Origin of the sequence: Brevundimonas sp. GW460-12-10-14-LB2 (assembly GCF_001636925.1) — a bacterium.
GTDB lineage: Bacteria > Pseudomonadota > Alphaproteobacteria > Caulobacterales > Caulobacteraceae > Brevundimonas > Brevundimonas vesicularis.
Genome location: NZ_CP015511.1, coordinates 2,381,278 through 2,400,663, shown reverse-complemented (window position 1 = coordinate 2,400,663; position 19,386 = coordinate 2,381,278). Strand labels below are relative to the sequence as shown.

22 protein-coding genes are annotated in these 19,386 nt (G+C 66.4%); 15 read left to right on the top strand and 7 right to left on the bottom strand.

Annotated elements, in window-relative coordinates; translation table 11 throughout:
* Nucleotides 1-7: 7 nt before the first annotated feature.
* Nucleotides 8-415, top strand: coding sequence for a Co2+/Mg2+ efflux protein ApaG (gene apaG / locus A4249_RS11950; RefSeq protein ID WP_017506618.1), 408 nt, complete (start codon nt 8-10; stop codon nt 413-415).
* 215 nt (nt 416-630) lie between these two features.
* Here apaG and gcrA read toward each other — a convergent pair whose 3' ends face one another.
* Entirely contained in the window at nt 631-1,167 is a 537-nt protein-coding gene (gene gcrA / locus A4249_RS11945) for a cell cycle sigma 70 cofactor GcrA (protein ID WP_017506617.1), read from the bottom strand.
* 302 nt (nt 1,168-1,469) lie between these two features.
* Between gcrA and A4249_RS11940 the strand changes: the two genes are divergently transcribed.
* From A4249_RS11940 to argF, 5 genes are all read left to right on the top strand, one after another.
* A complete protein-coding gene (locus A4249_RS11940; protein ID WP_066552840.1) occupies nt 1,470-2,300 on the top strand; it encodes an ABC transporter permease in 831 nt (276 codons plus the stop codon).
* 42 nt (nt 2,301-2,342) lie between these two features.
* Nucleotides 2,343-3,353, top strand: coding sequence for a M28 family metallopeptidase (locus tag A4249_RS11935; RefSeq protein WP_066552838.1), 1,011 nt, complete (start codon nt 2,343-2,345; stop codon nt 3,351-3,353).
* Nucleotides 3,350-3,874, top strand: coding sequence for a YcxB family protein (locus A4249_RS11930; protein WP_066552831.1), 525 nt, complete (start codon nt 3,350-3,352; stop codon nt 3,872-3,874). The genes A4249_RS11935 and A4249_RS11930 overlap by 4 nt, the downstream gene beginning before the upstream one ends.
* A 109-nt stretch (nt 3,875-3,983) precedes the next feature.
* Complete coding sequence (locus A4249_RS11925; protein WP_055754412.1) at nt 3,984-5,159, top strand: aspartate aminotransferase family protein; 1,176 nt, start codon at nt 3,984-3,986, stop codon at nt 5,157-5,159.
* On the top strand, nt 5,159-6,073 hold the full coding sequence (gene argF, locus A4249_RS11920; RefSeq protein ID WP_017506612.1) for an ornithine carbamoyltransferase: 915 nt from the start codon (nt 5,159-5,161) through the stop codon (nt 6,071-6,073). Before A4249_RS11925 ends, argF begins: the two co-directional genes overlap by 1 nt.
* Nucleotides 6,074-6,189: 116 nt before the next feature.
* Here the strand turns inward: argF and A4249_RS11915 are convergent, their stop codons facing one another.
* The 3 genes from A4249_RS11915 to A4249_RS11905 form a co-directional block, all read right to left on the bottom strand.
* Nucleotides 6,190-6,867, bottom strand: a complete 678-nt coding sequence (locus A4249_RS11915) for a hypothetical protein (protein WP_066552828.1) — start codon at nt 6,865-6,867, stop codon at nt 6,190-6,192.
* 93 nt (nt 6,868-6,960) lie between these two features.
* Complete coding sequence (locus tag A4249_RS11910; protein WP_066552826.1) at nt 6,961-7,458, bottom strand: pyridoxamine 5'-phosphate oxidase family protein; 498 nt, start codon at nt 7,456-7,458, stop codon at nt 6,961-6,963.
* Between the two features lie 60 nt (nt 7,459-7,518).
* Nucleotides 7,519-7,737 (bottom strand): hypothetical protein, encoded by a 219-nt coding sequence (locus A4249_RS11905; protein WP_045810644.1) that lies wholly within the window; start codon nt 7,735-7,737, stop codon nt 7,519-7,521.
* A 216-nt stretch (nt 7,738-7,953) separates the two neighbouring features.
* On the opposite strand from A4249_RS11905, the gene A4249_RS11900 reads away from it, so the two are divergent.
* The 3 genes from A4249_RS11900 to A4249_RS11890 all read left to right on the top strand — a co-directional run bounded on the left by A4249_RS11900 (nt 7,954) and on the right by A4249_RS11890 (nt 12,654).
* Nucleotides 7,954-10,824 carry an SEL1-like repeat protein gene (locus A4249_RS11900; RefSeq protein WP_231868700.1) on the top strand — a complete coding sequence of 957 codons (2,871 nt, stop codon included), beginning with the start codon at nt 7,954-7,956 and terminating at the stop codon, nt 10,822-10,824.
* A gap of 97 nt (nt 10,825-10,921) precedes the next feature.
* Nucleotides 10,922-11,845 (top strand): sulfite exporter TauE/SafE family protein, encoded by a 924-nt coding sequence (locus tag A4249_RS11895; protein WP_066552824.1) that lies wholly within the window; start codon nt 10,922-10,924, stop codon nt 11,843-11,845.
* Nucleotides 11,845-12,654 (top strand): TIGR02186 family protein, encoded by an 810-nt coding sequence (locus A4249_RS11890; RefSeq protein ID WP_039244008.1) that lies wholly within the window; start codon nt 11,845-11,847, stop codon nt 12,652-12,654. Before A4249_RS11895 ends, A4249_RS11890 begins: the two co-directional genes overlap by 1 nt.
* Here A4249_RS11890 and gluQRS read toward each other — a convergent pair.
* The gene (gene gluQRS / locus A4249_RS11885; protein WP_066552822.1) at nt 12,638-13,501 is read right to left on the bottom strand and encodes a tRNA glutamyl-Q(34) synthetase GluQRS; all 864 of its coding nucleotides are present in this window, start codon (nt 13,499-13,501) and stop codon (nt 12,638-12,640) included. The two genes, A4249_RS11890 and gluQRS, sit on opposite strands and share 17 nt — an antisense overlap.
* A gap of 78 nt (nt 13,502-13,579) precedes the next feature.
* On the opposite strand from gluQRS, the gene A4249_RS11880 reads away from it, so the two are divergent.
* The 4 genes from A4249_RS11880 (at nt 13,580) to A4249_RS11865 (ending at nt 16,999) form a co-directional block, all read left to right on the top strand.
* Nucleotides 13,580-14,230, top strand: a complete 651-nt coding sequence (locus tag A4249_RS11880) for a DNA-3-methyladenine glycosylase family protein (protein ID WP_066552820.1) — start codon at nt 13,580-13,582, stop codon at nt 14,228-14,230.
* On the top strand, nt 14,227-14,886 hold the full coding sequence (locus A4249_RS11875; RefSeq protein ID WP_066552818.1) for a trimeric intracellular cation channel family protein: 660 nt from the start codon (nt 14,227-14,229) through the stop codon (nt 14,884-14,886). Before A4249_RS11880 ends, A4249_RS11875 begins: the two co-directional genes overlap by 4 nt.
* Before the next feature lie 141 nt (nt 14,887-15,027).
* A complete protein-coding gene (locus A4249_RS11870; RefSeq protein WP_026108602.1) occupies nt 15,028-15,588 on the top strand; it encodes an HNH endonuclease in 561 nt (186 codons plus the stop codon).
* 175 nt (nt 15,589-15,763) lie between these two features.
* Entirely contained in the window at nt 15,764-16,999 is a 1,236-nt protein-coding gene (locus A4249_RS11865) for a tyrosine-type recombinase/integrase (RefSeq protein ID WP_035308713.1), read from the top strand.
* Between the two features lie 57 nt (nt 17,000-17,056).
* Here A4249_RS11865 and A4249_RS11860 read toward each other — a convergent pair whose 3' ends face one another.
* On the bottom strand, nt 17,057-17,341 hold the full coding sequence (locus A4249_RS11860; RefSeq protein WP_035308711.1) for a hypothetical protein: 285 nt from the start codon (nt 17,339-17,341) through the stop codon (nt 17,057-17,059).
* Nucleotides 17,342-17,700: 359 nt separating this feature from the next.
* Here A4249_RS11860 and A4249_RS11855 point away from each other — a divergent pair, with 359 nt between their 5' ends.
* The gene (locus A4249_RS11855) at nt 17,701-18,087 is read left to right on the top strand and encodes a hypothetical protein (RefSeq protein WP_054764216.1); all 387 of its coding nucleotides are present in this window, start codon (nt 17,701-17,703) and stop codon (nt 18,085-18,087) included.
* 98 nt (nt 18,088-18,185) lie between these two features.
* Entirely contained in the window at nt 18,186-18,407 is a 222-nt protein-coding gene (locus tag A4249_RS11850; RefSeq protein WP_035308709.1) for a hypothetical protein, read from the top strand.
* Between the two features lie 18 nt (nt 18,408-18,425).
* Here A4249_RS11850 and A4249_RS11845 read toward each other — a convergent pair whose 3' ends face one another.
* A complete protein-coding gene (locus A4249_RS11845; RefSeq protein WP_052005029.1) occupies nt 18,426-19,331 on the bottom strand; it encodes a hypothetical protein in 906 nt (301 codons plus the stop codon).
* Nucleotides 19,332-19,386: the final 55 nt, after the last annotated feature.

Here is a 19,386-nt window from a genome sequence, read left to right as displayed (position 1 = left end):
ATAGCCCATGCACGATGGTCCTGCCTATACCGCCGAGACGAACGGCATCCTGATCCGGGTGCGCCCCAGCTATCTGGCGGGCCAGTCCGATCCCGACGAAGGCCGCTGGGTCTGGGCCTACCAGATCGAGATCGTGAACCTGACGGGCTCGACGGTGCAACTAATGGCGCGTCGCTGGACCATCACCGACGGCCACGGCCATGTGGAAGAGGTGCGCGGGCCGGGCGTCGTCGGCGAACAGCCGGTGATAGAACCGGGCGGCAGCTACGCCTACGCCTCGGGCTGTCCGCTGGGCACCGACAGCGGTTCGATGGTGGGCGCCTATTATATGACGGATGCGGACGGGCGCAGTTTCGAGGCGCAGATTCCGGCGTTTTCGCTTGATACGCCGGATGCGCGGCGGGTGCTGAACTGATCGAAGGGCGGATGGGGCTGCGTCAACCCGGATGAACCGCAGCCCCGCCCCTGAAGTCTCGCCGGCCGCTTGCGCGCACCGGCGAGGGGGAAGGCGGCTCCCTAAGGAGCATCTTTTTGGCGCTACGTTCGCGACGCGGTCGCGCACGACTTGAGCGCAGTCGTGCGCCCTGCGCGAAGCGCCGCGCTCAAGCAGCGCGAAGCGCGGTAGCGCCCCTAAATGTAACGCCGCAGGCTGCGGGCCAGGTCGGAGCCGCTTTCCTTGGAGCCGCGACGGACTTGCGGCTGGTAGGCGACGCGGGCGTGTTCGACGCAATAGACGCCTTCCGAAGAGCGGCGGCCGCAGAAGCTGAACTCGCGCGACGACGGGTCGCCGATCGGCCATTTGCACATGTGGGCGCCCAGGGTCATCACGGTCGCCGTGCCCGGCAGGTCCGGGATCGGCGCGGGGACGGGGGCGGCGGGTTCGACCGGCTTGGGCTGGACGGCTTCGAGGCGGCGCGGGGCCGAAGGTTGCTGCGCCGGAGCGGCCGGCGCCGGGCGCGGACGTGCGGTGCGGAAGGTCGCGGCGACAGTGCGCGCCGGTTGCGATGGGGCGGCCCGGCCCGACAGGCCCAGACGGTGCACCTTGCCGATCACGGCGTTGCGGGTGACCCCGCCGCCCAGTTGTTTGGCGATCTGGCTCGCGGACTGGCCCTCAAGCCAGAGCTTCTTTAGCGCGCCTACGCGGTCGTCGGTCCAGCCTGCGGTCATGCCACCCTCCAGCGAGTTTGGATTCAATATCTAGGTCCAGGCTCCCCCTCCGGGGTCTTGACCTACAACTAATCGTAAACCAGCCGTTAAGAGACGCAAGATGTGCGAATCATCCTGTCCACAGAAACCAGATATTGAATCATCGTTAAGGTTAGCGAGAGAGTGGCGAGTGGCGAGTGGCGAGTGGCGAGTGGCGAGTGGCGACGCCTGATGCGGCGGGCTGATGGTTTCCTTCTCGTCACTCGCCACTAACCACTCGCCACACCTTGCGTAGCAAGGCTTCAAAGCGCATCTGGCGGGCCATGACCGATACGCCCGATCTGATCTCCACCCGGCCTGCCGGCCTGCCGCAGCCGCGTCGCTATCCGGGGATCAACTGGATCGGGGTGCAGACCCTGTATCTGCGCGAGGTGCGGCGCTTCTGGAAGGTAGGCGCCCAGACGGTGGCGGCGCCGGTGGTGACGACGCTGCTCTATATGCTGGTGTTCGTGGTGGCGCTTCAGAACGCGCGGCCGCCGCTGCACGGCACGCCGTTCGCCCTGTTCGTCGCGCCCGGCCTGATCATGATGGCCATGTTGAACAACGCCTTCGCCAACGCCTCGTCCAGCCTGATCCAGGCCAAGATCATGGGCACGGCCACCGACTTCCTGACCCCGCCGCTCAGCCCGCTGGAGCTGACGCTGGGCTTTACGCTGGGCGCCGCGACGCGCGGCCTGGCGGTCGGTCTGGTGACGGCGATCTGCGTGCTGCCGTTCGCGCCGCTGGGGATCGCCAACATCCTCGCCATCGTCTGGTTCGCCCTGGCCGCCTGTTTCATCATGGGCATGACCGGGGTGCTGGCGGGGCTGTGGAGCGAGAAGTTCGACCACCTGTCGGCGGTCCAGAACTTCATCGTCATGCCGATGACCTTCCTGTCAGGCACCTTCTATCTGGTCGAGAACCTGCCCGAGCCGTTCCGGGCGCTGAGCCGCTACAACCCCTTCTTCTATCTGATCGACGGCTTCCGCTACGGCTTCATCGGCCATGCCGAAAGCAATCTGACGGTCGGCGTCATAGGGTCGGCCGTGCTGATGGCCGTCATGGGCGTGGTCTGCTGGCTGGTGTTCCGCTCGGGCTGGCGTCTTAAGAGCTAGATCGCTACCTGTTGCGGATCGCTCCCCCGAGAGGTCCGCTTCATGCTGTTTCGTTCGCTCGTCGCCGCCACGGCCCTGTTCGCCGCCACATCCGCTTTTGGGCCCGCCTTTGCTCAGGAAGCGACGCCCCAGGCCGGCGATCGCCCCGATATCGCTGCCGGCGCCGCCCAGTTCATCAAGCCCACCAACGCCGAGCGGACCCAGGTTCTGGTCGGCTTCCTGACGACGCTGGGTTTCACGCCCGAAATCCAGACCTTCGAAGGCGGCAACCAGGCCACCGGCCCGATGGAAGGCGCCAATGTCGTCGTGACGGTCGGTCAGGGCGACAAGGACATCGTCCTGACCGCCCACTATGACGCGGTGAAGCTGCGCGATGGGACGCTGTCGCAGGGCATCGTCGACAACGTCGGCTCGGTCATGGCGATGATGGAGGCGGCCAAGACGCTGGACATGGCGCTGGAAGGCCAGCCGGTCGCCCACCGCTTCGTCTTCGTCTTCACCGACCAGGAAGAGCTGGGCCTTCTGGGCGCCAAGGCCTTCCTTGAGAAACACGGCAAGGATCGGATCGCCGCTGTCATCAACGCCGATGTCGCCGCCTATGGTCAGATGGTCATGTATGGCGAGAACAATGGGCCGCAGTCGGCCTTCGTGCTGGAGACGCTTCGCGGCCTGTGCGCCGAACGCGGCTTCGACTGCATGCCCTATCCGACCTATCCGCCCAGCGACGACCGCGCCTTCTCGGCCGCGGGCGTTCCGGTGGTGTCGATGGGTACTCAAGATGCGGTCGGCGCCCACCAGATGTGGCTGGCCTTCAACGGCGGCAACGACAACGGCCTGAAGGAAGGCTTCGTCCCGCCCGTCTTCCAGCGCATCCACTCGACCGAAGATAAGCTGTCGTATCTGAAGGGCGTCGACGTCGCCCGTTTCGGCCTGTTCATCGCCGACCTGGGCCTGGCGCTGGACAAGAAGCTGGTCGAAATCCAGGCCAAGGACGCGGCCGTCGCCGCTGAAACCGCTCCGGCGGCCCCGGCGACGACGCCCGGCGGCGAGTGACGGCGGTCATCGAGGTTCGCGGCGTCCAGCCGACGCCGAAGGAAGGTCGGGCGGCCGTCAAGGCGTGGCCCGTCGTCCGGCGCTGGGCGAATCTGCCCGTGTTGTTTCTCGGCGGCGCCATGCTGGCGACCATCGCCATCTGCGTTGGTTTGCCCCTGGAGCGGACGGGCTGGATCGTCGGCCTGCAGTTGGTCGGGCTGTACGGCTTTATCGGGCTGTCGGCCCTGGCGCATTACAGGGTCATGGCGGCGGCGCGCCGGTCCCCGATCGCGCAGAAGCCAACCGACTGGCGCATCGATGACAGCGGTCTGGCCCTGTCGGGGGCGGATTTCGAAACCCGCATCGGCTGGCGCAATCTGGTCGCGGTGGTGGAGGAGAGGGATCGCCTGATCTTCGCGGCCTCGCCCAACACCAACTTCATTTTGCCCCTGCACGTGATGGAGACGGATCAACGGCAGGCGTTGCGCGTCTTGATCGCCGATGTGCGAGCGCGAGGCGTCCTCGGCGCCGGTGTTGACTAAGACCCGCGCGCGGCCGACAACGCCTGACCGTATTGATCCGGCTCCGTCGCGCTCGCGCCGGGGCCGTCTCGCTTTTGGAGGTCTTGGTCCCGTGTCCACTGAACATCTGATGGGTGTCTACAATCGCGCGCCGCTGGAAGTGGAACGCGGCCGAGGCGCGCGTCTGTGGGCGACGGACGGGACCGAATATCTCGACTGCGTCGCCGGCATCTCGACCAACGGCCTGGGCCACGCCCACCCCGAACTGGTCCAGGCGGTCAAGGATCAGGCCGAGAAGTTGTGGCACGTCTCCAACATCTTCCGCATTCCAGGACAGGAAGCGCTGGCTGACGCCCTGTGCGAATCCAGCTTCGCCGATGTGGTGTTCTTCACCAACTCGGGCACTGAAGCCGTCGAGTGCGCGCTGAAGACGGCGCGCAAATACCACTCGGCCAACGGCGCGCCTGAGCGGATCGACATCTACGGCTTCGACGGCTCGTTCCACGGTCGGACCTATGGCGCGATCAACGCCGCCGCCAACCCCAGCTACACCGAGGGCTTCGGCCCGCCGATGCAGGGCTTCCACCAGCTGAAGTGGGGCGACCACGAGGCGATCAAGGCCGCCATCGCCAACCCCACGACCGCCGCCATCATCGTCGAGCCCGTGCAGGGCGAGGGCGGCTGCCGCGCCATGCCCGAACAATGCCTGCGGGGCCTGCGCGACCTGTGCGACGAACACGGCGTCCTGATCATCTTCGACGAGGTCCAGTGCGGCATGGGCCGGACCGGCAAGCTGTGGGCCCACGAATGGGCGGGCATGGCGCCGGACATCATGGCTGTGGCCAAGGCCCTGGGCGGCGGCTTCCCCATCGGCGCCTGCCTGGCCTCGGCCAAGGCGGCCAAGGGGATGACGGTCGGCGTTCACGGCTCGACCTTCGGCGGCAACCCCCTCGCCATGGCCGTGGGCCAGAAGGCGCTGAGCCTGATCAACAGCCCCGAGACGCTGAACAACGTCAACGAGGTCGCCGGCTATCTGAAGCAGCAGTTCGCGGGCCTTCAGGAACGCTTCCCCGATGTGATCGCCGACGTGCGCGGCAAGGGCCTTCTGATCGGCATCAAGATGGTGCCGAACAATCGCGAGTTCATGGCCCTGGCGCGCGATACGCAGCAGCTGCTGATCGCCGGCGGCGGCGACAACTGCGTGCGGCTGTTGCCGCCGTTGAACCTGACGCTGGACGAGGCCCGCGAAGCCGTGGCCCGTTTCGAGGCGGCCTGCGAGGTCGCCCGCGAAAAGCTGGCGGCCTGATGGTCCGGCACTTCCTCGACATCCACCGGCTGGACGCGGCGGATCTGCGCGCCATCCTGGACGACGCCCATGCCCGCAAGGCCGCCCGCAAGGGCTGGCCCCAGGGGCGCGCCGACGCCGATGCGCCGGGCAAGGACCGCGTTCTGGCGATGATCTTCGAGAAGAACTCTACCCGCACGCGGTTCAGCTTCGACGCGGCGATCCGCCAGCTGGGCGGCTCGTCCATCATCGCTACGGCCTCGGACATGCAGCTGGGGCGCGGCGAGCCGGTGGAGGACACCGCCCGCGTCCTGTCGCGCATGGTCGATGCGGTGATGATCCGCGCCAACGATCACGAGGATGTCGAGCGGTTCGCCCGCGTCTCGACCGTGCCGGTGGTCAACGGCCTGACCGACAGGTCGCACCCGTGCCAGATCCTGGCCGACCTGCAGACGATCGAGGAGCATCGTGGGCCGATCGCCGGCAAGACGATCGCTTGGATCGGCGACGGCAACAACGTCTGCCACAGCTTCATGCACGCGGCGCCCAAGTTCGGCTTTCATCTGAACGTCGCCTGCCCGGCGGAATACCACCCGGACCTTCGCGACCTGGCCAAGGGCGGCGACGCCGTCACCCTGACCAGCGATCCGCGCGAGGCGGTCAAGGGCGCCGACGTCGTCGTCACCGACACCTGGGTCTCCATGGGGGATCAGGACTATGAGGCGCGGCTGGCGGCGTTCGAACATTACGGCGTCGATGAAGCCCTGATGGATCTCGCCGATCCCGAAGCGGTCTTCCTGCATTGCCTTCCCGCCCACCGTGGCGAGGAAGTCACCGACGCCGTCATCGACGGGCCGCGCTCTCTGGTCTGGGACGAGGCCGAAAACCGCATCCACGCCCAGAAGGCCGTTCTGGCCTGGTGCTTCGGGGGATGATCTACGCTCAATCCTCGTCGCTGATCGGCGGCGAGGCTGTTGATGGTCCCAGCGCTAGCAGGCCGTCGTAGGCGCCGTCCTCTACTGGGGTCAGAACGACGCCTTTCATCTGGTCGTCATCGCTGACGAACGAAGGATTCACGCCGCAGGCATCCCGCCCGCAGTTCCAAGCAAAGCCGCCCTGCTGGGCGATCCTCAAGCTTAACGTCTCTCTCGTGGGGCAAATGTCCGGCTGCGGGCATGCCTATGTCCGGATATCTGGCGAGAGGCGTCTTGCGGGCGTGGATATTGCCCGCCAGTCCGATCACGCGCGCATCGGGTCTGTTCTGACGCGCCTCGCTGAGAAGCTGGCCCATATTCAGCTCATACCACGCCTGATCGAGTTCTTGCCCTCGGGTCATGCTGGGCTGGAAAAGGTGGACCGAGATATCGCGTCCCGACGCCTTGAGCATCCGCACCTTTTGCAACAGAGCCAGAAGAGCCTTGCTGGTGCGTCCATCCTGACGCGCGCGGTTCAGAAGAGAGCTGCCGCTCAACGTGGCCAGTGCACTCGCCTCGTCCGGCTGTGAAATGAACGCATCCAGAGTGGGTTGGAGCGTGTCTTCAAGTTCCAGTGCGACAACCACGGGCCCTTGCTCCGCAGCAGCGCAGGCGATTTCGCCGACGGCGCGCGGCGCCTCTTCCGTACCGTGTAACTCGCCGATCATGATGACCCGTTCGGGCCTTTCCAAGAGCGCGGTCGTCCCATCCGGCGGCGAACAGGCCATGATGGCCGCACTCAGCAGTCCCAGCATTCTCACATCCCCCTGAAGCTATCGAGTTGCGAAAGACGCAACCTTGAGGGCGGAATTGTGGTGCGCTGGGACTGCTTATTGGCGTCAGTCTTCTTACAGCTTCACGTCCGACACGCCGCCGACATGCGGGACGCTCTTGGTCAGGTTGGCCTTGAGAACTTCATAGCCGAAGCCGAGAGCGCCCTTGTCGGACACCCAGACGCGGCCGTCGTCGGCGTCGAAGCGGACGAGGGTCAGGTGGGCGTCGTCCTTGCCGTCGGGGTACCAAGCGGCGACGACGGGGTTCCAGTATTTCTCGATGCGGCTGCGGTCCTGATCGATAGCCAGGCGGCCGTGGATGCAGGCCTGAACCTTGCCGTCCTTGGCCTGATAGCAGAACATGCCGTTCTGGCCGCCGCCGGCGACGTCGCGGGCGAAATCGGTGTCGTCGCGGGTGAAGAACCAGATGGTACCCGTCTCGTCCTCGCCGAAACCGGTCATGGGCTGGTGGTGATAGCCGGGGCGATCGATGCCCAGCATGCCGGTGTTGGACTCCTTCAGGCTCTTCCAGAATTCCTTCTCGGCCTCGGCGGGGGTCAGTTTGTCGGACACGTGGTCTCTCCTTGAGTGGTTCGCAAGGTTCAACCGACCGGCCGTAATCGGGTTCCCGCTCTAGGCGCCGGGTATCCAAGGCGCACGCTCGGCGCCGAACAGCGTCGCCAGGTGGATCAGTAGCAGCATGGCGATCGCCGCCGCGCCGACCATCAGGAACCGCCACGGCATCAGGCGCGGTCCCTTGAACGGATCTGGCGGCCGGGCGCCGCGCCATCCGCAAAAGACCATGACGGCGAGGGCGACGCCCAGCAGGACGAGGGTGGTGGTCAGGCTCATGCGCCGCAGGTGACGAAAGCCGCGCCGCTTGGCAAGCGAACCCTTGCTGGGAGGTTAATCTTCATGCCGCGTTAACCGAGATGATTCACAAATCCGGCTGTCTGGCGTGATGTCCACAGGATTGGGATATCGCTGCTAGATATTGCGGTTAACCATCAGTTTACACCCTCGATATTGACGGTATAGCCTTCGTCGCATGGGCCGGGAGACGAATCAGTGAGCGCTGCAGCGCCGTGGAGCGTTAAGGGAATCGATCCCAAAGCACGCGAGGTCGCCAAGGATCTGGCGCGCCGGTCCGGCATGACGCTGGGCGAATGGCTCAACTCCATGATCATGGAAGACGAGGAGGAGGGTTACGCCACCCTGCCGCGTCGCTCCCAGGCCGCCGAATACGAACGCCGCAACCGCAGCCGTCGTCTGGACGACGCCTATGAGGTCGAAGACAGCCAGCAGCGGATCAGCGCCTCCATCGATGTGATCGCCGCACGGCTGGAAGCCGCCGAACGTCGCTCGACCGTCGCCATTCAGGGCGTGGATCAGGCCGTCGCGGGCCTGATGCGCCGGCTGGACGGCCAGGAGGCCGAGGCCCAGGGCGCCGCCCGCCGCATCGACGACATCGCCGAGGAACTGCGCGAAGGGCATCGCCGCCTGCGCGCCTTCGAACGCGACACCGGCCCGTCGACCCAGGAAGCCTTCGGCAAGATCGAGACCTCCCTGGGCGCGCTGACCGGGCGCCTGTACGACATCGAGGAACGCCAGCGTCTGGGGGTCAGCGATCTGCGCGAGCGGATGGAGGCGGTCGAGAAGGCCGCCGGCCCCGGCGTCGGCACGGAAATGCTGGCCCAGGTCAGCGCGCGTCTGGACGAGGCCCAGAACCGCACGACCGAAGCCCTGAAGACGCTGGAACGCTCGTTCGCCGCACTGGACCAGCGGATGCGGACGGCCGAAAGCCGCGTCGAGCCGGAAAGCGCGCGCGACCTGGCCCGTTTCGAGAAGCTGGCCGAAAGCCTGTCGCGTCAGATCGACAACAATCGCGCCGAAATGATGCAGCGTCTGGACGCCGCCGAAACCGGCGCGCGCATCGACCGCATCGAACGCGCCGTCCAGGCCGTCGGCGATCAGTTGAAGGCGTCCGAAGAGAAGGGCGCCATCGGTCTTGAAGCCATGGGCCGCGAGGTCCTGCGCATCGCCCGCAACCTGAATGCGCGGGTCAAGAAGGTCGAGACGGACAACGACGGTCGCACCGAAGCCGTCGCCCGCGCCGCCGCCGACGTCGTCAGCCAGACCATTGAAACCGAGGTCGCCCGCCGCGCAGGGCGTCTGGATCAGGAGTTCGCCCGCCACGTCGACCGCGTCGACCAACGCCTGACCGCCAGCGACGATCGCCACGCCATCGCGCTGGAGAAGCTGGGCGGTGAGATCACCCGCATCTCGGACCAACTCAGCGATCGCATCGCCCAGTCCGAGCGCCGCTCGCAGCAGGCGCTCGAAGACATCGGCCGACGCCTGTCGGAAAGCTCGGACAAGATCGAGCAGCGCTACGATCGCGCCTCGGGCGAACTGGCCGAGCGGATGCGTCTGAGCGAGGAGCGCACCGCCCGTCTGCTGGCCGAGGCCCGCGAAAGCATCGACGCCCGCGCGCCGACGCCGATCCGCGACAAGCCGCTGGACAATGAGCCCGCGTGGACCCCGGCGCGACAGGTGCTGGAACGCGCCGCCTCGGCGACCATACAGGCGCCGATCCAGTCCGCATCCATCGAAGGCGACTGGCGCGCCGCCGCCTTCCCCGATGAGACCTTCACCGACCATGACGCCTGGTCCAGCGATCCGGTGACGCCCGAAGTCGCGACCGCTGCGCCCTTCCCGTCGGCGCCCGTCGTCCAGACCGAGGCCGAGCCCGTCGAGGCGCTGGCCGACGACATGCCGATGCGCCAGGTCGATCCCGACGGCGTCGAACCCATCATCCAGCCCTTCAGCGGTTTCGGCGGCGCCGATGTCGAGGATGCGCTGGAGGCGACGTCGCCGGGCTTCTCGACCGCACCGGCCGAAAAGCGTGACGCGGCCGCCCTGGACGCGGACGACGACGATTTCGGCGGCGAGACCGAGTTCGTGGATCCGCGCCGGCTGCGCTCCAGCATGGAAGCCGCCGCCGCCGCCGGCCGCGCCGCCTCGACCCGCAGCACCATCGACGCCGCCCGGGCTGCAATCACCGCGCCGGCTGAACCGGAACCTGCGCCCCGGTCAGGCTTCGGCCTGAAGCGCGGCGGCAAGTCCAAGCTGCAGGAACGGCTGGACCGACAGGCGTCCAAGGACGGATCGACGGTCAAGAAGGCGTTTCTGGCTTCGGTTACGGCGGTCGCCCTGACCGGCGGCGTATATGGCTATCTGTCCCTGACCGACGGCGACGCCCCGGACTTCGAGATGCCCAGCTTCGGCGGCGGCTCGACGACAAACGGCGCCATGCCGCTGGCCGCGTCGGCGGTGACGCCGACCGGTCCGAAAGCGACCTTCGACATCGGCGGCCCCGGCGCGGCGGACTATGAGGCGGCGATCGGCAAGCTGGAGGCCGGCGACAACTCTGGCTTGGACGGCATGAAGCGCGCCGCTAACCTGGGTTACGCCCCCGCCCAGACCTATCTGGGTCAGCTGTATCTGGACGGCGCCAATGGCGTGCCCGCCGATCCGGCCCAAAGCCGTCAGTGGGGCCGTCGCGCGGCCGAGGGCGGCGATCCGCGCGGGATGCATCTGTATGGGATGCAGCTCTATGAAGGCGACGGTGGCGCGACCAATCAGGCCGAGGCCCTGACCTGGCTGCTGAACGCGGCCGAGCGCGGTCTGCCGGACAGCCAGTACAATGTCGCGCGCATCTATGAGACCGGCGCCGACGGCGTGGCCAAGAATCCGACCGAAGCGCTGAAATGGTACATGATCGCCGCGCGCGGCGGGGATGCGGAGGCCCAGGCCGCCGTGACGCGCCTGCGTCCGACGGCCAGCGCCACGGCCCAGCGCGCGGCCCGCACCGCCGCCGACGCCTTCGTGGCCCAGTCGCAGGGTCAGTCTCAGGCCCAAACCCAGGCGACAGGCTAGATTCCTAGGCGCCGGGCGGCTATCGGTCGCCCGGTCGTCCCCGACCTCGCCCGCCTGACGGCGATTCTTGTGTCCGCTCCAGCCGAAGGCGCGTCCTTTGGACATCTATCTGCCGATCGCCGAGGTTTCGGTGAACTGGCCGACCCTGGTGATCCTGGGGGCGGTGGTCGGATTCGTGTCCGGCCTGTTCGGCATCGGCGGCGGCTTCCTGATGGCGCCGATCCTGGTGTTCCTGGGCATCCCACCGACCGTCGCCGTCGCCAGCCAGGCCAGCCACGTGGTTGCCTCCTCGACGTCGGGCGTCATCCGCTATGCCGGGGCGGGTTCGGTCGATTTCAAGATGGGGTCGGTGATGGCGGCAGGCGGCGCGGCCGGCGCCCTGGCGGGGGTCGAGCTGTTTCGCTACCTGCGCCTGCTGGGCCAGGCCGATCTGGTCGTGGCCCTGTCCTATCTCGTCTTCCTGGGCGCGATCGGCATTCTGATGCTGAACGAGAGCCTGACCGAGATCCTGCGCCGCCGCCGGGGGCTGCCTGCGCCGCACAAGCAGCGTCGGCGGCCGATGTGGCTGTATGGTCTGCCGCTGAAGATGAAGTTCCCCAAGTCGGGCCTCTATATCAGCGCCTTGCCGCCGTTCGGCCTGGGCGTCTTCGCAGGCGTCCTGTCGGCCATCATGGGGGTGGGCGGCGGCTTCATCCTGGTGCCGGCCATGCTCTATATCCTGCGCATACGGGCGGGCGCGGTGGTGGGCACCAGCCTGTTCCAGATCATCATCACCACCGCCATCACCACCATTCTTCAGGCCGGGCGCAACCAGACGGTCGACATCGTCCTGTCCACCATCCTGCTGCTGGGCGGCGTGGTGGGCGCCCAGATCGGCGCGCGCTTCGCCGGGCGGTTCCGCGCCGAGGAACTGCGGGCGGCGCTAGGCCTGATCGTTCTGCTGGTCGGGATACAGATGGGGCTGGATCTGTTCGTGCGGCCCAATGACATCTTCATGATCGCGCCGGGGATCGCCGACTGATGCAGGCGCTTCCTCCCCCTCCGCCCGCTGTCGCGGCCCCGCCGCTCGATCGGTCCGAAGCGACGACCGGCGACCTGCGTGTCGCCGCCGCCCTGACCGACGCCCAGGTCCGGGTCGACAGCAGTTTCCGGGGCGCGTCCATCGTCCTCTACGGCGCGGTGTTCAATCCGACGCCAGAGCCGGCGGACGTCGTGGTGGTGGTGCGGGGGCCGGACGCGCCGATCCGCCTGGTCAAGAAGACCCGCACGTCCGGTGTCTGGCTGAACAGCCGGCCGGTGCTGTTCGAGGGTGCGCCCGGCTTCTACATGACCGCCTCGACGCGCCCGCTCAGCGACATCGCGGACTTCGGCCAGCTGCGCCGGCTGGGCGTCGGCGTCGATCACCTGCGCATCGACGCGCCCGAGGAAAGCCGCACCGTCACCCGCTACGGCGTGCGCGATGTGGTGGTCAGTCGTCTGGGCGACGACTATCTGGACTGGCGCCGCGCGGTGATCCGGCTGAAGGAAGCCGCCGCCCTCTACGACACCGATTCCGAAGGGGTCGAGTTCGTGGACCGGGGCCTGTTCCGCGCCGAGGTCAAACTGCCGACCGTCGCGCCCACCGGAAAATACTACGCCGAGGTCTGGCTGTTTCAGGACGGCGAGCCGCAGTCGGTGTCGAACCTGACGCTGACGGTCGAAAAGGTCGGGCTGGAGCGCGACATCTATGAGTTCGCCCACCGTCGGCCATGGCTGTACGGCGTGCTGTGCGTCGTGCTGGCCGCCCTGACCGGCTATGGCGCCTCGCGCATCTTCAGCCGGCGGAGCTGAAGCCCAGCTCGGCGCGCAGGCCCTCGGCCGTCAATCCGCCGGCCCTCAGCTCGGCCAGGGTGATCGAGCGATCGCGCTTGGCGTAACGCCGCCCGTCCGGCCCCGCCAGCAGCAGGTGATGGCGATAGGTCGGCGCCGGCCAGCCCATCAGGGTCTGGATCAGCCGCTGCACGTGCGTAGCTTCGAACAGGTCCCGGCCCCGGATCACATGGGTGATCCCCTGCAAGGCGTCGTCATGCGTCACGGCCAGATGATAGGCGACGCCCGTATCCTTGCGCGCCAGGACGACATCGCCCGCCCCCTGGGGATCGACGGTGACGACGCCGGTTTCGCCGTTCGGACCCTCGCCTTGCTCGATGAAACTCAGGCCGTTCCAGGCCGGCTCGCCCAGAGTTTCCCGCGCCCTGTCCAGCGACAGCCGCCAAGCGAAAGCAGCACCCGAGGCCAGAAGGTGCGCCTCCTCGTCCGCTGAATGCGGACCGGGCCTCGCCGCCTCCATCGCCCCGTGCGGCGCGTCGCCGATGGCGTTCAGGATGTCCTTGCGCGTGCGGAAACACCGGTAAAGCAGGCCGCGCGCCCGCAGATTCTCGATCGCGGAGGCGTAGTCACCCAGATGATCGGACTGGCGCCGGACCGGCGTTTCCCAGTCCAGACCCAGCCAGGCCAGGTCCTGTAGAATGTCGGCCTCATACTCCGGCCGGCATCGCGTCGGATCGATATCCTCGATACGCAGCACGAACCGCCCGCCCGCCGCCTTCGCCGCCGTCCAGGCGGTCAGGGCGGAAAAGGCGTGGCCCTTGTGCAGGCGGCCGGTAGGCGATGGAGCGAAGCGGGTCGTGAACATCACGACGCTCCTTAGCGGTTTGCGGCCCTCAACGGCGCCCCCGCTCTTTCCGACAAGCGCGACGGGCCGTAAGCATGGCGTATGCCGCTCGCACCCACGCCTGATGATATCGCCGCCGCGCGTCGCGCGCTGGTCGCCGCCGATCCGGCGCTCGTGCGCGTGGACGCCCAGACGCCGCCGCTGGAATGGCGGTTGAGAGTGGGCGGGTTCGAAGGCTTGTTCCGCATGATCGTGGAGCAGCAGGTGTCGGTGGCCTCGGCCGCTTCGGTCTGGGCGCGGCTGCGTGAAGGCATGGGCGACATCACGCCCGAGCTGTTGCTGGCGCACGATCTGGAGCAGCTGCGCGGCATGGGCCTGTCGCGACAGAAGGCGACCTATGGTCAGGGGATCGCGCGGGCGCAGATCGCGGGCGAGATCGATCTGGAGCATTTGGCCAACCTGGATGACGAGGCGGCGATCGCGTCCCTGACGGCGCTGAAGGGCGTGGGCCTGTGGACGGCCGAGGCCTATCTGATGATGTGCGAGGGGCGGCTGGATGTCTTCCCCGGCGGCGACGTGGCCTTGCAGGAGGCGATCCGTTGGGCGGACGGCGCAGAGGTGCGGCCCGATCAGAAGGGGGCCTATGCCCGCGCCGAGATCTGGCGGCCCTATCGTGCGGTCGCCACCCATATGCTGTGGGCCTGGTACACGGGCGTGAAGCGCGGCGAGATCGCGCTGGATGCGCCGGCATGACCCCGCTCGATCCCGCTCTGACCGAACCGCTGCGCAATCCGCAGACCGTGTTGACCGCGCTGGATTTCGCCGGCGTGGCGGTTTTCGCCGCCACCGGCGCCCTGGCCGCCGCGCGCGAGAAGCACGACGTCGTCACCTTCGCCTTCTTCGGCGCCATCACCGGCGTGGGCGGCGGGACGCTGCGTGACCTGTTGCTCGGCCTGCCGGTCTTCTGGGTGCAGGACTGGCGCTATCTGGCGGTCTGCCTTTTCGCCTCGACGGCCCTGTGGCTGGTGGGGCAGCGCGACTGGCGTTTCCGCGCCCTGCTGTGGCTGGATGCGGTGGGTCTTGCGGCCTATGGCGTGATGGGGGCGGCCAAGGCCGAGGCGGCCGGGGCGCCGGCCCTGATCTGCATCGTCATGGGCACGTTGACGGCCTGTTTCGGCGGGGTGGTGCGCGACACCCTGGCGGGTCAGCCGTCGATCCTGCTGCGGCGAGAGATCAACGTCACGGCCGCGATCCTGGCGGCGACGGTCTATATGGTCTTGAGGGCGCCGGGCGTCGGCGTCTGGCCCGCCGCCATCGTTGCGGCGCTGTCGGGCTTCCTACTGCGCGCGGCCGCCTTGCGCTGGGGCTGGACCCTGCCGGGGTTTCCGACCCACGCGCGCCGGGTCTGAGGCAGGACGTCACGAAAACGCTGCACACTGGTCATGGCGATGAGCGGGAATCAGGGGTAGGCTGATCTCACAAGACTAGGGAAGGAGACGTGTCCTCACCTCTGTCGCCTCAAAATCCCCCCGTCCGCGCGGGAGGGCCTGATGCAGGTTCTCCATCGACCGCCCTCCGGTTTTCCCGCGTTAGTGTTGAACGCCGACTTCCGGCCGCTGTCGTACTATCCGCTGTCGCTGTGGCCGTGGGAGGAGGCGGTAAAGGCGGTCTATCAGGACCGCGTGGACGTGGTGTCCCTGTATGACAAGGTCGTCCGCTCCCCGTCGATGGAGATGCAGCTTCCCAGCGTGATTGCGCTGCGCAGCTATGTGGATCAGGACCGCAGCCCCGCCTTCACCCGCTTCAACGTCTTCCTGCGAGACGGCTTCGCCTGTCAGTACTGCGGTCAGTCGGCTGAATTGACCTTTGACCACGTCATCCCGCGCTCACAGGGCGGACGCACGACCTGGGACAATATCGTCGCGGCCTGCAGCCCCTGCAATCTGGCCAAGGGCGGGCGAACGCCGCGCCAGGCCATGATGCCGATCCGCCGCGAACCCTATCGCCCCAACGCCTGGCAGCTTCAGGACGCCGGCCGACGCTTCCCGCCGCACTATCTGCACCAGAGCTGGCTGGACTACCTTTATTGGGACATAGAGCTCGAACCTTAGGGTTCTTTTCAGTTGCTCGAAATGGCTCAAACACCCTTGTGGTGGGCAGGTTCAGGGTTCGTTCTTTTACCGCTGATTTCTCGATTATCCTCCGAAATCCTCCCGGCTGGTGACCATGTGGTGACCAAAACCGGGACCAGAAACGGGACCCCTCGTGGGCCCGAGGAGAGATCGAATGGTTCAGAACCCGAGGTCCGGAAAGATCACCAAACGCCTGGTCGACGCCCTGACGTCTGAAGGGGTGCGCTTCACCCTCTGGGACACGCAGCTCAAGGGTTTCGGGGTGCGCGTCGCCGTCAGCGATACCAAAACCTACGTCGTTCGATACAGGACGATCGGCGGCGCTGACCGCCTCCTTCACATCGCTCGCCATGGCGTCGTGACCGCCGAGGAAGCCCGCGAACGAGCGGCCGCTGTACTGGCCGAAGTCGCGTCAGGTGGTGACCCTCAGGGGACCAAAGTCGAACGACGCGAAGAACTGACCATGTCGGAGCTCTGCGACCTCTACATGAAGGAGGGCGTGACGATGAAGAAAGCGACGACCCTTCGGATCGATCGCATCCGCATCGCCCGCCACATCAAACCCCGCCTGGGCAAGATGAAGGTCACCGATATCGGCCGAGCGGACATCGAGCGGCTGATGGTCGATGTCGGGTCGGGACGCATTCGTGGAGAGGCGACGCCGCACACTCGCGGCGGTATTCATGCCGCCTCGCGCACGGTCGGACTGCTGGGCGGTATCTTCACGTTCGCCGTTGAGCGGGAGTTCGTGAAGACCAACCCCACGCGAGGGGTGAAACGCTACAAGGACAACCGTCGGGACCGCTTCCTTTCCCCGGCCGAACTGGCCCGGCTCGGCGATGTCCTGGCGGAGCTCGAGAAGCATGGGGGCGATCCGCGCCACATCAACATCATCCGCCTGCTGGCGCTGACCGGCGCCCGCAAGAACGAGATCGCCAGGCTCAAGTGGTCGGAGATCGACCGCACCATGGGGATGCTCCGGCTGGAGGATTCCAAGACCGGGGCGAAGGTGATCCGTCTCGGGAGCGCGGCGCTGAAGCTGATCGAGGGCCTGCTCTCGAACGGGAGCATCTACGTGTTCCCGGATCGGAAGGATCCCAAGCGTCCGATCGCCAATCTCGACTGGGCCTGGGTCGGCATCCGCAAACGCGCCGGGATGGAAGACCTGCGGATCCATGACCTTCGGCACAGCTTCGCGAGCGCCGGGCTGGCCGGCGGCGAAGGGCTTCAGCTCATCGGCAAGCTGCTCGGCCACAGTCACGTCAGCACCACAAGTCGATACGCCCACCTGGCGGACGACCCGGTCCGTGCCGCCGCCGACAGGATCAGCGAGAGCGTCGCCGCCTCTCTCGCGGGCTGGTCGGTTGAAGACGGACAGACGGCCCATTGAAAGACGGCCGCCCGGCGGGTCGCCGGGCGGCCGAAGTTGTCGCGATGGACTGGGGAGCTAGGCGCCCTCGTGAGCGGCCTCGCCCCAATGTCCGGCCTGGCGAGGCTGGCTCGACGAAGACCGGAGGCCCGAGAGCTGGCTGCGCGCCCACTCGTGCAGCAGGCTCTTGGGGTAGTAGGGGGTCCGCCCGAGGTGGGTGCAGGGCGGTCCGTCAGACCGGGTGCAGAACACCTTCGCCAGTGTCGACGGTGACCGGCGGATGCCCATACGTAGAAGCTCGGTGGACGCTTCCTTGCGGGTCAGCAGCATTTCCTCAGTTCCGTGAAGATGTAGACCGGCCATGTGGCGCTCCTTTCCGTCTGAACCAGAACTGCAACCAAGCAAGCATCGACGGAAATAAACCGCAACCGGCGGACGTAGAGAACTGATGGACGGAATGAATAGGTGACCTGTTCGATCTGTTTCGGCCTGTTCCGATCTGGTTCTGAGTAAGGAAATCGATCACAGCCTTGTGAGATGGGTCGCTTATGAACTTCGGTTTTTCTTGGATCCCGCGGAGAAGCAAGACATCAAGCGGTGGTGAATGAAGGTGGCCTTGGCGTTGCCCTCGAGTGCGGACATAGTCGAGCGGGCTTTTACGCCCATACTGGTGAACCACAGCCGTTCAGGGGAACTGCATGTCTAGCTTCACGGATCGAGCCATGAGCGCCGAGGTATCGCCCGAGCTTTTTGCGGCGTCGTTGGAAGCCATCGGCGAACTGCCTGCGGATCAACGTGGTTCGTTCGAAGGTCGCGCCTTCCGCCTGTTCAGACTACTCGAGGAGCGTGACGAAGCGGATGAGGCAGCGCTTAATGCCTTTGCCATTCAGCTTCGGCTGGAGGCGCTCGCGCGGTTGCATGATGATCGTGGTCTGCGAGCCTGGACGCTTCCGGGGGACGCCGAAGGCGCTGACTACATACATGCCGACGTAGTGGCTGCCGCGGCAGTTGAGCCGCTTCTGGCGATCGATGATCACACAGTCGGATTCGATCTCGAGTCTTTCCGCGCGCGCGTGCTGGCCGACGCGGCTGTGCGCGGACACGCCTAGCCGGGACATCCTTCGTCATGCCAAGGCGCACAAAGTCACTGAAGCGAGGTGCGGCCGGCGACGCGGCCCCCGCAGGAGATATTGCGACGCGCGCCGGCGTGGTCGCCCAGCGCCTGCTCGCGGAGCGCGGCCTCCACTATCTCGAGGATATGTTACCCGACGATGCCCGAGAGTTGCTCCGAGCGGCTTGGCGTGAGGCCGCCGAACAGATGTTCGAAGGGCGTGACCTCGATGTTGTGCAGGCGGAAATCGACATCATGATCGACAGCCTGGATATGACCGAGCCGCCACCGCCCATGCATCGGTCCGAAATGCACTGACGCCTGCGGCATCACCCCTCATCGCGGTGGAGAGACGATGACCTTCACGTCAATCAGGCCGGTCCGTGGTTTAGACAGATCGGACTGGAAGCCTGCAGGGTTTTTCAGGTGGTTGTCGGGATCGTAAACGAGGCAGATGAGCCGGTCGACTTCGCTGTTACCGCCGTAATCGACAAAGTCGTTGGCGAGTTCTTTCTTGATCTTGGTCGTGTCGGACTTGCGGACGTATTTGAGTTCCACCATCGCCCGCAGCGGTTTGAGAAAGAACTCGCACCTCGACGCGCTGCCGGCGACGGATGGGCTCCATTCCTCTTCACGCACATCCGGGAAGTAGGCGGCGAGGATCGAGCGGAACAGGTATTGGCAGTCCCACTCGTCCTTGATGGCATAAACCGCTCCACCGTGCGGGTGGGTCTTCAAAGCAAGGACACTCTCGTGGAAACGGCGGGCAAGTGTGACGATCAGGTCCAGATCCGCGGTTTCGGAACTGACTGTGGCAGCGGGTGGCGAGGGTTTGCGTGCCAAGGTGTAATCAATGGCTCCGAGAACGTGGAAAACCTGCCGGCGGGCGACGTCGACGATGTGTGGTGCGCCGACGATCTTGTGCTTGAGTTCGTAGGCGGCCTGCTCCTCGTCGAGGTCGTCGACCATTGCCTGCACGAAAGCCCGGTACGCTACGAGCCCCTGCTCAAATCGCTCAGGTGAGGCGAACATCTCATTTGGGATCCGGACGTCCGCCACAAACTCCTCGGAGTAGTGGTAGAGATTGGAAATGATATCGCGCGATGTGCCATGCCATGGATCCTTCCAGGACCCTGGGTAGCCCTTCGCATCTTGCATGGCGCCGCGAAACTCATCGTCGATCGCGATGCGGGCTTTACGAAGATACTCCAGGCTCTCGACTGCCCACTCCATCTTGTCCATCAAATAGCCCCGGGGTTGGTCTCGTCCTTAATGCGGAGCTTTAGGATGCCGTAGG

Coding starts and splice junctions, on each gene's coding strand:
- apaG (WP_017506618.1), top strand. CDS start 8: ATGCACGATGGTCCTGCCTATACCGCCGAGACGAACGGCATCCTGATC.
- A4249_RS11865 (WP_035308713.1), top strand. CDS start 15,764: ATGGTTCAGAACCCGAGGTCCGGAAAGATCACCAAACGCCTGGTCGAC.
- A4249_RS11875 (WP_066552818.1), top strand. CDS start 14,227: ATGACCCCGCTCGATCCCGCTCTGACCGAACCGCTGCGCAATCCGCAG.
- A4249_RS11845 (WP_052005029.1), bottom strand. CDS start 19,331: ATGGACAAGATGGAGTGGGCAGTCGAGAGCCTGGAGTATCTTCGTAAA.
- A4249_RS11855 (WP_054764216.1), top strand. CDS start 17,701: ATGAGCGCCGAGGTATCGCCCGAGCTTTTTGCGGCGTCGTTGGAAGCC.
- A4249_RS11870 (WP_026108602.1), top strand. CDS start 15,028: ATGCAGGTTCTCCATCGACCGCCCTCCGGTTTTCCCGCGTTAGTGTTG.
- A4249_RS11860 (WP_035308711.1), bottom strand. CDS start 17,341: ATGGCCGGTCTACATCTTCACGGAACTGAGGAAATGCTGCTGACCCGC.
- A4249_RS11935 (WP_066552838.1), top strand. CDS start 2,343: ATGCTGTTTCGTTCGCTCGTCGCCGCCACGGCCCTGTTCGCCGCCACA.
- A4249_RS11905 (WP_045810644.1), bottom strand. CDS start 7,737: ATGAGCCTGACCACCACCCTCGTCCTGCTGGGCGTCGCCCTCGCCGTC.
- A4249_RS11925 (WP_055754412.1), top strand. CDS start 3,984: ATGGGTGTCTACAATCGCGCGCCGCTGGAAGTGGAACGCGGCCGAGGC.
- A4249_RS11890 (WP_039244008.1), top strand. CDS start 11,845: ATGCAGGCGCTTCCTCCCCCTCCGCCCGCTGTCGCGGCCCCGCCGCTC.
- argF (WP_017506612.1), top strand. CDS start 5,159: ATGGTCCGGCACTTCCTCGACATCCACCGGCTGGACGCGGCGGATCTG.
- A4249_RS11880 (WP_066552820.1), top strand. CDS start 13,580: ATGCCGCTCGCACCCACGCCTGATGATATCGCCGCCGCGCGTCGCGCG.
- A4249_RS11915 (WP_066552828.1), bottom strand. CDS start 6,867: ATGCTGGGACTGCTGAGTGCGGCCATCATGGCCTGTTCGCCGCCGGAT.
- A4249_RS11940 (WP_066552840.1), top strand. CDS start 1,470: ATGACCGATACGCCCGATCTGATCTCCACCCGGCCTGCCGGCCTGCCG.
- gcrA (WP_017506617.1), bottom strand. CDS start 1,167: ATGACCGCAGGCTGGACCGACGACCGCGTAGGCGCGCTAAAGAAGCTC.